Genomic DNA, 12,938 nt, shown 5'->3' with positions numbered 1-12,938 from the left:
AGACCCGTTGAGCCTGCGCCAGTTCAGTTCAGAGTCCGTTTGCGAGGGGCACCCCGACAAGGTCGCGGACCAGATCTCCGACGCCATCCTGGATGCGATCCTTGCGGACGATTCGAATTCCCGCGTGGCGTGCGAGACCCTCGTGACGACGGGTCTCGCCTTCGTAGCCGGGGAGATCACGACGACCTCGAGGGTCATCATCCCGGAGCTCGTGCGGGAGACGATACTGGCCATCGGTTACGACAATCCGGCATTCGGGATCGATGGGCGGACCTGCGCGGTTCTCACGACGATCGACCGGCAATCGGACGACATTCGGATCGGCGTGGATGTCGGGGGCGCCGGCGACCAGGGGATGATGTTCGGGTTCGCCACGGACGAGACGAAAGAGCTCATGCCGGTTCCGATCGTTTACGCCCACCGGCTCACGCACGCCCTTTCGGAGGCACGCAGATCCGGTCGAATTCCCTGGCTCCGTCCCGACGGGAAGTCCCAAGTGAGTGTCGCCTACGATGGGGACCGGCCGGTACGGGTCACGGCCGTGGTCCTGAGCGCGCAACACGCCGACGGGATTCCCATCGCCGAGATCCGCGAGGTCTTGCGGGACCAGGTCATCGTCCCGTCCCTTCCCGCGGAGTTTTTCTCTCCCGATGAGGCCGCGATCCATGTGAATCCCACGGGACGGTTCGTGACCGGAGGGCCCCAAGGGGACGTCGGCCTCACCGGCCGAAAGGTGATCGTGGACACCTATGGCGGGATGGGGCGCCACGGAGGAGGCGCGTTCTCCGGAAAGGATGCCACGAAAGTGGATCGGTCGGCGGCATACGCGAGCCGCTGGGCCGCCAAACACGTCGTTGCGTCGGGCGCCGCGCGTCGCTGCGAGATCCAACTCGCCTACGCGATCGGGGTCGCCGACCCCGTCTCGGTCTGGGTGGACACCTTCGGCACGGGGGTCGTCCCGGACGCCAAGATCGCCGACGCCATCTCCGAGCTTTTCGACTTCCGCCCGGGCGCGATCATCAGGGACTTGGGACTCCGTTCTCCCATATTCGGGCCCACGGCGTCCAACGGCCACTTCGGGCGGACGCCCGAGACCGTGCGGCGCTTCGATCGGGACGTACACCTCTTCCCCTGGGAAGCGACTCCTCGCCTCGATGACCTCCGCGCGGCGCTTGGGCTTTCCTGACCCTGGAACTCGACCTGCCGGGGAGGGGTTGGATCCCGCCGGCTCGCAGGGTGCGAGCCTGACAGGCCGCACGGATCTCGCCTCACCAGGGACCCATACGGAATGACCTCGACGACTCAGGTTGATCACGACATCAAGGACCCCGCTCTCGCCGGGAAGGGGCGCCTGCGCACGACATGGGCTGAGAGAAGCATGCCCGTCCTTCGGCAGATCCGGGAGCGCTTCGAAAAGGAGCGGCCGTTCGAGGGAGTGCGACTTTCCGCCTGCCTACACGTGACGACCGAGACGGCCAATCTCATGCGAACGCTGAAGGCTGGGGGCGCCGATCTCGTGCTCTGCGCCTCCAATCCCCTTTCCACCCAGGACGACGTCGCCGCGCACCTCGTCGTGGACGAGGGGATTTCGGTCTTTGCGGTCAAGGGCGAGAACGAGGGCCGCTACTACGATCACATCCGAGCGGCTTTGGCCCACGCCCCGCACGTCACGATGGATGACGGAGCGGACCTCGTCGGGTCGCTGCACATGCTTGCCCTGGATCGGCTGGACGATCTCGCGCCACCCGTTCGCGCCTGGGCCGGCAGCCTTTCTGCCGAGCGTCGAAAGGAGATCCTGGAAGGGGTCGTGGGTGCGACCGAAGAGACGACCACCGGTGTCATCCGACTCAGGGCCATGGCGCGGGACGGCGTGCTGCGGTTCCCGGTCATCGCGGTCAACGACTCCGAGACGAAACACCTCTTCGACAACCGATACGGGACGGGCCAATCCACGATCGACGGGATCCTTCGCGCCACGAACCTCCTCCTCGCCGGCTCCACGGCGGTTGTCGTCGGGTACGGGTGGTGTGGGCGGGGCGTGGCGCTGCGGGCCCGCGGCGCGGGGGCGAGCGTCATCGTCACCGAGGTGGATCCGATCAAGGCGCTCGAGGCGGCGATGGATGGCTTCCGCGTCCTTCCGCTCGCTGACGCGGCGCCCGAGGGAGACCTCTTCGTGACGCTTACCGGGAACATCAACGTGATCCGTCCCGAACACTTCGAGGCGATGAAAGACGGTGCCATCGTCGCCAACTCGGGTCACTTCAATGTGGAGCTGGACCTCAAGGGACTGGCCAGGATCGCGGAAGGGGCGCCGACGGAAGTCCGCGAGTTCGTCGAAGAGTACCGCGTCGGAGGGAAACGGGTCTACGTCCTGGGGGAAGGGCGGCTGATCAATCTGGCGGCAGCCGAAGGGCATCCCGCTTCCGTCATGGACATGAGTTTCGCGAACCAGGCGCTCGCTACGGAGTACCTTCTCGGAAACCGAACCTCGCTCGCGCGCGAGGTCCATCGCGTGCCGGCTGGGGTGGACCGGGAGATCGCCGCGCTCAAGCTCGCGGGGATGGGGGTGCGGGTGGATTCGTTGACCCCGGAGCAGGAGAAGTATCTCGCGTCCTGGCACCTGGGGACGTAGCGGAGACCTGCGGAGGAGAGAGAACCGTGTTGGTCGAAGTGAAGGTGCAGAGCTTGGGGCTGGACCGAGCGTCGAACACGCCCGTGCTGATCCTCCAAGAGGTCTCTGGGGATCGCGTGCTCCCGATCTGGATCGGCCCCGGCGAAGCGAGCGCCATCGCGATGCAGCTCGCCGACATGAAGTTTTCCCGCCCCCTGACGCACGATCTCCTCGTCTCCGTGGTCGCCGGACTCGGCGGAAATCTCGACCGGGTCGTCATCACGAAAGTGGCGGATGCCACCTATTATGCGGAGCTCGTCATCCAGCGGACCGGGGACACGATCAGCGTGGACGCACGGCCGTCGGACTCCATCGCCGTGGCGCTTCGCGCCGATGCCCGGATCTTCGCGGAAGACGACCTCCTGGAGATCGCGTCTATCGAGGTTGCCTCGGAGGAGTCCTCGGCCAAGGAGGTGGAGGCCGAACCCGAGGCGGAGCCCTCTCCTTTCACGAACGCCGAAGAGCTCAAGGAGTACCTGAGGCGCCTGAATCCAGAAGACTTCGGGCGCTTCTCCCCCTGAGGAAGCCTCGCCCGACCTCCGGCATGCGCCGGTCCGCCCTGCTCCTTATTTCGGGCATCCTCCTCCTCGGGATCCCTTGGGCCGCTCAGGGTCAGGAAGAAGTTCAGGCCGTGATTTCCGGCCAGCTCCTCTGGGATTCGATTCCTGCCGACACCGGGACGGTGGTCCTCCACCGCGTGACGCCGGAAGAAGCCGGGGCCGTGGATTCGGTGACCGTGGGAAATGAGGGGCGGTTCACCCTCACCCTTCCGGGGGTCCCGGTCTCCGGGTCAGGTGAGACGCTTTTCGCCGCGAGCCGCTTCGAAGGCATTCTTTACTACGGTCGGATCATCGAAGCCCCCGCCGATCTGGACTCCCTCTATACGATCCGCACCTTCAATACGGAGCCCGCTCCCCCGGGAGGGATCGCCTTCCCGGTCCGGACCCGGGAGCTCTGGATCGAGCAGGGTCCCATGGGGTGGGTTGTGACGGACCGATTCGTCCTCGCGAATCCCAGGTCGGTGACCTATGTCCCGGACGGAGCCGGGGGGGTCGTGTGGCGGTACCCGCTCCCGGCAAGTCTGAGGACATTTCGCGTGATCGAAGCCGGTCCGGCTGCGGGAGAAGTTCGTTTCGAGGGGGGATCGCTCCTGACGACGAACCCCGTGACCCCCGACGGAAGTTATTACTGGATCCAGTACGAGCTGGATTCACTTTCCGTGGAGATCCCGCTTCCCGGCGAGGTCGAGACGGCGCTCTTGATCGCGCGGGAGTCCACACCCCCGTTCACCGTCGAGGGGCTCGCGGGAATCGCCCCGGAGGAGATCGGGCTCCTCTCGACCGACCGCGTCTGGTTCGGCCAGGGGCTTCGGGATCAGGTCGTGCGAATCCGGTCGGGCCGAGAGACTCCGCAGGTCATGGGATGGCTCTCGGTGGCCCTCGCTCTCCTCCTCGTTCTCGCGGGCGTGTGGGTCGTTCAGCGGGGGGGGAGGGGGTCGTCGAAGGGGGCGGCGGCCTCCGGACCGGGACCGGCCGTCGCCCCGGCGCGCCTCCGTAGAGACGTCCTCGTCGAGATTGCCCGCCTGGATGAAGAGTTCAGAGCTTCGGCCGGAAAGGAAAAGGGTGGTGAGGGGCGGTATCGCCGACTCCGGGAGGCGCTCCTGGCCGAGCTGGAGGCGGGGCCGAGACCGCCGGGCCCCAGGCGATGAGGCTCGTCACTACTCCCGGGATCCTCCTCCGCTCCCACCCCTATTCCGAGTCTTCGCGAATTCTACGTTTCCTGACCCCGGACTTCGGTGTCGTCGCTTTGATCGGGAAAGGGATCGCCCGGCGCGGTGCCTCATCCGGAGGGCTTCCGGATACGTTCGGAGAGGGGCTCCTGACCTTCTCGCACCGACCCGACCGGGAGCTCCACACCCTCCGCGACTTTCACAAGACCACGGGCGCGACCTCACTCGGGCGAGACTTGCGACGGTTTCTTGGAGCATCCCTGCTCGTGGAACTTCTCCTGGCCCATGCGTTACAAGAGGGAGATCCGCCGCTTTATGCCTGGATCCGATCGGTCCTGATCCACCTTGGGACAGCTCCTGAAAGTGAGTTGGCCGGGTGGATCCTGGCCGGGGGATGGAGGACGTTGTCGCTCCTCGGCTTCGCGCCTGACCTGGACCACTGTGCCGGTTGTGGAAAAGACCTCGGGGGGGCCGACGACGGTCTGTTCGACCGATTCGATGCCGCGGCGGGAGGCCTGCGTTGCCCGGGCTGCTCGGAGGGGTCACCTCTCCCCCGGGTTGGAAAGACGGCGCGGAGAGACCTCGCCACCTTCGTTCGCGGAGCACCTCCATCGGCGCTTCAGGGGAGTCGTGCGCATCTGGCGCTGCTGGAGGATTTCGCCCTCCATCATCTCGCCCCAGGGCGGACTTTTCGTTCCGTCGCAATGCTCCGTCCGCTCCTGGATCCGGCGACCGTGGGGGAGTGACGCCCGTGCACACAGGCCAGCGACGTAGGTCCCTTGCCGATTTGGCTTGACGCCCGCTAGGAGCGGTGTCCATTGTTGAAGACGTTCGATGCGTGTTCGGGCATGTACCCGGGAGGGCTATTTCCCCACTGCTACAGCTTCACGGAGGTGAGGATGAGGCACGCCGTTGGCGTCCTGATCGTCCTGCTCTCCACCCTGTCCCTCCCGGACTCCATCGCGGCACAAGTGGGAGGGGCGACCGTCGGGCCTCCGGAGATCCCCGCGTCGGGGTTTCGGCTCGGAAGCAACTATCCGAATCCGTTCACCACGGAAACCCGGATTCCCTTCGAGCTCTTCGAGGTGCTGTTCGCGGAAGGCCGTCCGGTCGTGGTCACGATCCGGATATTTGACATCCTTCTGCAGCACGTGGGCTCCCCCACGGCGCTGAATCACCCGGCGGGAGACGGGACACCAGTTCTGGACTTGGAGTACGTCGCTCCGGGTCGTTTTGAGGCATTTTGGGACGGCCGCGATTCCTCGGGGATTCCGGTGGCCTGGGGGAGCTACATCGTAGAGTTGACCGTAAACGGCCGCTCGGAGAGCCGTCGCGTGTTCATCAGCGGCGGATAAGGCGGGCCGCCTTGGACCTGGCGGTGCCCCGCAATCGCGCACCCCGCTTCACTCTCTCCCTCCGTGGTTTCCGAAGTCCGGCCACCTCGGTCGGGGTCGCCTCTCAAGTCTTTCGACCTGCCTCCCGCGGCTTTTCCCTCTGAAACCGTCAGGGAGCCCGTTCTTCCAAGAGGCGAAGGAAGTCTTCCGGGTCGGAGATTGCGGAAAGTCGCCGCGGAACGTCCGGGTCCTTAGCGAACTGAGCGATCTTTCCGAGGACCGGAAGGTACTGGTTCGATACCTCGAGGGGGGGAGCCACGATCAAGAAGAAGTGATGGACCGGCTCCTCATCGATCGAGTTGAAGTCCATCCCTCCCGGCTTCCTCCCGTAAGCGAGTCGGAGTGTACTCACTACGAGAGACCGGCAGTGCGGGATCGCGATTCCCTTGCCGATCCCCGTGGAGCCGAGATTCTCCCTCCGTTTGAGAGTCTTGAAGAGGATGGCCTGCGACTTGTCATCGAGTCCGAGGAGCCCGATGAGCTCCTTCAGGGCATCGTCTTTGCTCTTCGCCTCCAGCCCGAGCTTGACGGCGCTGAGCGTGAAGAACTCCCGTAGCTTCATTCTATCATCTCCAAGGCCGGGGGCCCCCGAAAGGGCGTCCCGCCAAACGGGCCTCACTGTCACACCTGGAATCACTTGAGCCTCGAACCTTACAGGATGCCCGAGGCGAAGTCAAAGCCACGCCGTCGCGAAGAGACGCCTCGACTTCACGCTTCTCGACCGGATCCCTGAGGAGTACCTTATGTGTATGGCCGTCAACGTCCTCCAGCATCTGACTAACATGGAGACGCCGCTCTACCTCGCCCCCCAGGCCGGGGTGAGCGAGTCCCCCTTCCGGCGCCTCTGTCGCCGATTCGGGGCCGACGTGGTCGTGAGCGAGTTCGTGAGCGCCGACGGGATTTGCCGGAGAAACGAACGCAGCCTCGAACACCTTCGATTCGCGGAGGCGGAGCACCCGATCGGCGTTCAGATATTCGGGGCCGATCCGGCCGTGATGGCCGAGGCGGCGGCCCACGTGTACGAGGCCTTCGGGCCAGACTTCGTGGATATCAATTTCGGCTGTCCGGTGAAGAAGGTCGTCAAGCGGAACGGAGGATCCGGGTGCCTACGGGACCTCGGCCTCGTGTCTGAGGTTGTACGGGCGGTGACGGAGTCCACCCCCCTTCCTACGACGGTGAAGATTCGGAGCGGGTTCGACGAACAAACCCGGGATCCCGTCCGGATCGGTCGAGTGTGTGAAGACGCCGGGGCGCGTGCGATCACCCTTCACCCCCGGACCCGAGCGGAGATGTACTCGGGGAAAGCCCGCTGGGACGAGATTCGCAGGCTCAAGGAGGGCGTGTCCGTGCCGGTCATCGGGAACGGCGACATTCGGACTGGGGAAGACGCCGCGCGGATGCGCGACGAAACCGGGTGCGACGGGATCATGATCGCGCGTGGGTCCCATGGGGATCCCTGGATTTTCCGCCAGGCCCGGGCGGCCCTGTCGGGTGAGCCCGTCCCTCCGGATCCCGGCATCGAGGAACGGTTCGGCATCTGCCTCGAACATGCGCAAAACGCCATCGACTTCGGGGGGGCGCCTGAGAAGGCCATCCTCGAGTTTCGGAAACACCTGGGATGGTACACGAAGGGGCTTCCCGGGGGCCGAGAGCTCAGGCAGGAGTTGTTTCGGGTAACGTCTCTCGAAGAGATCCGAGAACGCATCGCGAGTTATCTCGGCCGTTTCTCCGCATCCCGAGCAGAGCGGCCGGTCCACTCGCCTGTGTTGGCAGGGAGGTGAGCCGCAGGGGGCCGGCCCCCTGCACAGGATAATCGAGTCACCGGGTCCGTCCTTCCGCGAAGCGCCCAGGCGAGCGGCACCTGGATCGCCCACCGGCTACCCCGTGGAGTCCCTTCTTGGGGTGCCGAATCGGCGCAACACTTCCACATTGCCTAGTCGGTCGATTCCCGCGTCAGACGCGGTGAAGTCCGCTCCCATGCTCATCCGAACCTGTTGAGCTCAAGGGCGTGATTCTTGCAGCGCTGCCATACCGCGTGCGGGTGCGTGCGCGGGACGGATCAGGGCAATTCGACTCAGGGGTCTGGATGAAGGTCTGCGTGACGGGGGGGACGGGGTTCACGGGTGCTGCCCTGGTCCGAAGGTTGTTGGCTGACGGGCATGAGGTCACAGTTCTCGACAAGCAGCCAGGGCTGATGGACGCGGAGCTGAGGGCGGCCGGCGCGAGAGTCGTGTACGGAACCGTGGCGGATCGAGACATGGTCCGCGACTGCGTTCGGGGCGCGGAAGTCGTCCACCATCTCGCCGCGGCGTTTCGCGAGGTCGGTGTTCCCGACGCCCTCTACCGCGAGGTCAACGTCTTCGGGACGCAGGTCGTCGTCGAAGAGGCGATCGCCGCGGGAGCCCGGAAGCTCGTATATTGCAGCACGCAGGGGGTGCATGGGCACATAGAGTCTCCTCCGGGGGACGAGAACTCCCCCATCGCGCCCGCCGACTTCTACCAGAAGACGAAATACGAGGGCGAGCTCGAGGTGCGCCGCCTCGCGGTCGGAGGGATCGAATTCACGATCCTGCGTCCGACCGCGATTTACGGCCCGGGCGACCCCGGCCGTTTCGTCATGATCTACAAGCGGGCCGCGAAGGGCTTCTTTCCGATGTTCGGGTCCGGGACGACTTACTACCACCCCGTTTACATCGACAACCTGGTAGACGCCTTTGTTTTGGCAATGGCGCCGGGGGCGGGAGCCGGGAAGGCGTACATCATCGCGGATGCCGAGTACTTCCCGATTGATGAGCTCGTGAAGCGGGTGGGCCACTCGATCGGGGTCGCGGTCCGCGTCCCCAGATTTCCCATTCTCCCGCTGATCGTCCTCGGCCATCTCTGCGAAAAAATCTGCAAGCCCTTCGGAATCGAGCCCCCGATTTTTCCGCGGCGCGTGGATTGGTTCCGCCAGGTTCGCGCCTTCCGCATCGATCGCGCGCGGCGCGACCTGGGGTACGAGCCCCGAGTCGGCATTGATGAGGGGCTCCGCGAGACCGGGAAGTGGTACCGCACCCATGGGTACATTCCCGCGGAGCAGGTCCGGGCGTGAGACCCGAAGCGCTGTCGGAGATCCGGGCAGCTGAAAGCGCGGTTTCGCTCCACGCCCTCGTAGGAAGCCTCGACGCCACGGCGCTCACCTCGCGCGACGTGGAGCTGGTATCGCGGGCCCTACGGCGCCATCCGATGGGTGGGGCGCCCACACGGGTGGCCGTTCTAGGTAACCACACGCTAGAGCCTCTCGCGGTGCGAATTCCCGTGCACGCCGCGATTCGCGGAGTGAACGCGAGCGCCTGGACTGGGCCGTTTGGTCAGTATATCCAGGCCGTCCTGGACGAAGGGTCCGGTTTCGGCCAGTTTCAGCCGGGGCTCGTATTCCTAAGCCTTACGATGCGAGCGCTCTCTCCAGAGGTGCATGGTGCGTTCGCCTCGCTCGACCTGACGCGGCGGACCTCCGAGCGGGAGAAGATCCTCGGACAGGTGGACGACTGGGTTCGTGCGGCCCTCGGGGCCACCCAGGCGCTCCTCCTTGTCGCGAACTTTCCGCGTCCGCTCGAGGCCGCCTTCGGCCCGGCGGATTCGGGGCAGGAGCTCGGCGAGGGAGAATTTTACCTCGAGATCAACCTCGAGCTCCAACGGAGATACCGAACGGAGCGGCGGGTGCGAATCCTCGACTTGGACCGGTTGGTCGCCGCGTACGGATCCGAGCGTGCCCTCGACGACCGTCTCTACCACGTCGCAAAGGTTCCCTGGCGGGAAGGATTCACCGGCCGCGTGGCCGAGGAGATCCTCCGATACGAGGGGGCGCTCCGCGGCGCGGCGCGGAAGTGCCTGGTCGTGGATCTCGACAACACATTGTGGGGGGGAATCGTCGGAGAAGATGGCCCGCATGGGCTCCAGATCGGACCGAGCTCGGCGGCGGGAGAGGCCTTCGCCGACTTCCAGCGAGCGCTCAAGGGGCTCCAGGGAAGGGGGGTCATGCTCGCCCTCTGCAGCAAAAACAACGTCGCGGACGTGGACGCCGCCTTCGCCGCCCACCCGGAGATGCCCCTCCGGCGCGAGGATTTCGTTGCCGAGCGGATCAACTGGAATCAGAAGCCGGCGAATCTCGTCGCGCTCGCCGCGGAGCTCAACATCGGGACGGACGCCCTGGCATTCGTCGACGACAATCCCGCGGAACGTACTATGGTCCGTGGAGCCCTCCCGGAGGTTGCCGTCATCGAGCTCCCGGCGGACCCGGCCGGATACGCGATGGCCCTCCGCAAGTCGGCGCTCTTCGACCGTCTCGACATCACCACGGACGACCGGGCCAAGACGGCGCAGTACGTCCAGCAGAGCCGGAGGCTCAGCTTCGAACGCGGCGCCACGGACATGGGGGTGTTCCTCGCGGCACTGGAGACCGAGATCTTCGTCCGTCCCGCCACCGGCGACGATCTCGCCCGCGTGCACCAGCTCGTCACCAAAACGAACCAGTTCAATCTCACGACACGCCGATACACGCCGGCCGAGCTCGAACGATTCGTCGAGGACGGGAACTACGACCTGACCATCGCGCGGCTGAAGGATCGCTTCGGAGACATGGGAGTGATCGCCATGCATCTCGTTCGCCGCGAGGGTGCGGCCGCCGACCTCGAGAACTTTCTGATGAGCTGCCGAGCTTTGGGAAGGGGCGCCGAGACCGCCCTGATGAACCGTCTGAAAGGACGTTACGGACCCCGCGTGGACCGCATCACGGCGACCTTCGTTCCGACCGCCCGAAACGCCCCGGCGGTGAGCTTCCTTGCGGACCAGGGCTTCACGCTCGTGTCCGAAGAAGACGACGGGATCCGTCGGTATGCGCTCGAAACCTCGAGCGCCACCGAGATCCCCTGCCCCCACATCCGAATCCACGACGAGGTGATGTGAACCCCGAGTTGCGCTCGATCGTCGCAGACATCCTTGACCTTGATCCGTCCGAGGTGCGGGACGATCTCGGACCGGGGCTCGGCGACCGTTGGGATTCGCTGAGCCACCTCAAGATCATGTCGGCAGTCGAGGAGACCTTCGGCCTCCGGCTCAGCATGGACGAGATCCAGGGGGTGGACAGCTTTGCCGCGCTCGCGCGGATCGTTGCCGGGCGCCGGTGATGAAGGCTGGGACTTTCATCCGACGGTTCCTGGTCTTCGGGCCGGTCCTAACCCTCTACTATTACCTGAGGGATCGCGCACTCGTGAGCGCCAAAGCCGAAGTGGACCTGACCGGGAATCTCAGAATGGGGCGGGGAACCCGGATCGGCTCGTTCTCCAAGGTGAAGGCGAGCGATGGACCAATTTCTATTGGGCGCGACGTTCATGTGGCTACGAATTGCTTCATCTCTGCAGGAATCTCGGGTCTCGAGATCGGAGATGACTGCTTGATCGGACCGGGCTGTTCCATCACTGCGAGCAACTACGGTTACTCGGACATCCAAGTGCCGATGCGGCTGCAGGGGCAACCGTCCAAGGGAATCCGAATCGGGTCCAACGTCTGGATCGGGTCCAATGTCGTGATCCTCGACGGGGCGGAGGTCGGGAAGGGGGTCATCGTCAGCGCGAACTCGGTGGTGTCCGGAAAGGTCCCCGACAACGCGATCGTCCAGGGTAATCCGGCCCGGATCATCTTCGTCCGCCGATAAGCGCGGGGGCACGATGCTGAGACGGATGGCCTCGAACGCCGTCGCCCTCGCCGTGGGCGGTGTCGTTGCCCAGGTAGCCTTCATCACGATCGAGGTCATCGTCGCCCGCGAGTTCGGGAGCGAGGAATACGGCGTCTTTTCGTCCGTTTACGCGCTCGGGCTGACCAGCCTCTTCGTCGTGGATCTCGGGATGAGCTGGCAGCTCATCGAGTCGGGGTCTCGGGACTCCAAGAGCATTCCAGAGCTCCTGGGTACGACCGTGGTGTTGAAGCTCCTCGGTTTCGCGGTCCTCTATCCGCTCGCGGCGTGGGGTCTCGCAGCCTTCGGATACGACGACCGGGCGGTCTCGTTTTACCTGATCTTCTTTTTCTACTTCCTCGCTCTCGCCATGCAGGACTCTCTCTCGGCCGTGTATGCCGCGAGGGAGCGCATGGTGGTCAACGGGTTCTTCCAGGGCGGGACCCCCGTGGCTATTGCGGGGTGTGTGCTCGCCGCCATCGGGCTCGGCTCCGGGCTTTTCGGAGTGGGGGTCGGATACGTCGTCGGCGGAATCTTCGTGACCGGATTTTGGGGCCTGCTGACCTGGCGCGCCGAGCGCCCCAAGGTGCGACTTGCGGGAGCCCCGGCCATCCTGCGGAAGAGCTATCTTTACGGATTGACTGGCCTCCTCGGGCAGATCTTCTACCGGATTGATCTCATCCTCTTGTCGGTTCTTGCCACGATGCCGCAGGTCGGGGTCTACGCTGCCGCCTATAAGCTCCTCGACCTGGCCGCGAAAGTGCCGATTCTCGGGGCTCGCGTCGTGTCGCCTCAACTCTTCCAACAAAGCCATGGGAACGACGAGATCTACCGGCGCTCCGCGGACGGTTTCGTGCGACTGAGCGCTGCGGCGGGGCTCCTCCTCGCCGTCGCCTGTTACCCGAGCGCGGAGTGGTTAATCGGGGTCGTGTTCGGGCCGGAATACGCCGGCGCGACCGTGGTCCTGCGCATCTTGAGCGTGAGCTTTGCCCTCAAGTTCATCCTCGTGGCCTTTCAGACCGTCCTCACGACGCGGGATCGGCATGCCTGGAGGACGGGGGCGCTCGCGGTGGCGACTGCGGGGGCGGGGATCGGGCACCTCCTATTGATTCCCTCCTTCGGCGCCGCGGGCGCGGCGGGAACGGTCGTGGCCGCGGAGGGATTTCTTCTCCTCCTCTATCTGTGGGGTCTGGGCGAACCGCGACTCAGGGTGACACTCGCGAAACGCGTGCTCGGCGTGTGCGTGGCCGCGGGCGTCGCCGCGCTCGCGCTCGGCCTGACGGGACTCGAGGGCCCGTTCGCCGCCCTCGTCGCCATGGCCGCGGCCGCGGCCGGGCTCGCCGGGGTGGGCTTCGTTCGGCCTTCCGAGCTCGGGGAGCTATGGCGGGGGCTGGTCGGGGAGCCCGCCGGGACCACCGGAGGGCCTAACTGACC

13 protein-coding genes are annotated in these 12,938 nt (G+C 65.5%); 12 read left to right on the top strand and 1 reads right to left on the bottom strand.

Annotated features, from left to right (window positions below; translation table 11 throughout):
• Positions 1 to 7: 7 nt before the first annotated feature.
• The 6 genes from metK (at position 8) to WEG36_00480 (ending at position 5,755) form a co-directional block, all read left to right on the top strand.
• Positions 8 to 1,186: a methionine adenosyltransferase gene (gene metK / locus WEG36_00505; GenBank protein ID MEX1256076.1), complete on the top strand. Its 1,179-nt coding sequence runs from the start codon at positions 8 to 10 to the stop codon at positions 1,184 to 1,186.
• 102 nt (positions 1,187 to 1,288) lie between these two features.
• Positions 1,289 to 2,632 carry an adenosylhomocysteinase gene (gene ahcY / locus WEG36_00500; GenBank protein MEX1256075.1) on the top strand — a complete coding sequence of 448 codons (1,344 nt, stop codon included), beginning with the start codon at positions 1,289 to 1,291 and terminating at the stop codon, positions 2,630 to 2,632.
• 26 nt (positions 2,633 to 2,658) lie between these two features.
• Entirely contained in the window at positions 2,659 to 3,192 is a 534-nt protein-coding gene (locus tag WEG36_00495; GenBank protein MEX1256074.1) for a bifunctional nuclease family protein, read from the top strand.
• 23 nt (positions 3,193 to 3,215) lie between these two features.
• Positions 3,216 to 4,379, top strand: a complete 1,164-nt coding sequence (locus WEG36_00490) for a hypothetical protein (protein ID MEX1256073.1) — start codon at positions 3,216 to 3,218, stop codon at positions 4,377 to 4,379.
• Complete coding sequence (gene recO, locus WEG36_00485) at positions 4,376 to 5,146, top strand: DNA repair protein RecO (GenBank protein ID MEX1256072.1); 771 nt, start codon at positions 4,376 to 4,378, stop codon at positions 5,144 to 5,146. The genes WEG36_00490 and recO overlap by 4 nt, the downstream gene beginning before the upstream one ends.
• A gap of 153 nt (positions 5,147 to 5,299) precedes the next feature.
• Complete coding sequence (locus tag WEG36_00480) at positions 5,300 to 5,755, top strand: hypothetical protein (GenBank protein MEX1256071.1); 456 nt, start codon at positions 5,300 to 5,302, stop codon at positions 5,753 to 5,755.
• A gap of 148 nt (positions 5,756 to 5,903) precedes the next feature.
• On the opposite strand, the gene WEG36_00475 is transcribed toward WEG36_00480, so the two are convergent.
• Positions 5,904 to 6,356: a PTS sugar transporter subunit IIA gene (locus WEG36_00475; GenBank protein MEX1256070.1), complete on the bottom strand. Its 453-nt coding sequence runs from the start codon at positions 6,354 to 6,356 to the stop codon at positions 5,904 to 5,906.
• Between the two features lie 187 nt (positions 6,357 to 6,543).
• On the opposite strand from WEG36_00475, the gene dusB reads away from it, so the two are divergent.
• The 6 genes from dusB to WEG36_00445 all read left to right on the top strand — a co-directional run bounded on the left by dusB (position 6,544) and on the right by WEG36_00445 (position 12,936).
• The gene (gene dusB / locus WEG36_00470; GenBank protein ID MEX1256069.1) at positions 6,544 to 7,575 is read left to right on the top strand and encodes a tRNA dihydrouridine synthase DusB; all 1,032 of its coding nucleotides are present in this window, start codon (positions 6,544 to 6,546) and stop codon (positions 7,573 to 7,575) included.
• Between the two features lie 305 nt (positions 7,576 to 7,880).
• The gene (locus WEG36_00465) at positions 7,881 to 8,885 is read left to right on the top strand and encodes an NAD-dependent epimerase/dehydratase family protein (protein MEX1256068.1); all 1,005 of its coding nucleotides are present in this window, start codon (positions 7,881 to 7,883) and stop codon (positions 8,883 to 8,885) included.
• Positions 8,882 to 10,738 carry an HAD-IIIC family phosphatase gene (locus WEG36_00460; GenBank protein MEX1256067.1) on the top strand — a complete coding sequence of 619 codons (1,857 nt, stop codon included), beginning with the start codon at positions 8,882 to 8,884 and terminating at the stop codon, positions 10,736 to 10,738. Before WEG36_00465 ends, WEG36_00460 begins: the two co-directional genes overlap by 4 nt.
• A complete protein-coding gene (locus tag WEG36_00455) occupies positions 10,735 to 10,959 on the top strand; it encodes an acyl carrier protein (protein ID MEX1256066.1) in 225 nt (74 codons plus the stop codon). Before WEG36_00460 ends, WEG36_00455 begins: the two co-directional genes overlap by 4 nt.
• Complete coding sequence (locus tag WEG36_00450; protein ID MEX1256065.1) at positions 10,959 to 11,486, top strand: acyltransferase; 528 nt, start codon at positions 10,959 to 10,961, stop codon at positions 11,484 to 11,486. Before WEG36_00455 ends, WEG36_00450 begins: the two co-directional genes overlap by 1 nt.
• 13 nt (positions 11,487 to 11,499) lie before the next feature.
• A complete protein-coding gene (locus WEG36_00445; protein ID MEX1256064.1) occupies positions 11,500 to 12,936 on the top strand; it encodes an oligosaccharide flippase family protein in 1,437 nt (478 codons plus the stop codon).
• Positions 12,937 to 12,938: the final 2 nt, after the last annotated feature.

The organism is Gemmatimonadota bacterium (assembly GCA_040882465.1).
GTDB lineage: Bacteria > Gemmatimonadota > Gemmatimonadetes > Longimicrobiales > Gaopeijiaceae > JBBEBG01.
This window is presented reverse-complemented; position numbering and strand designations above follow the sequence as displayed.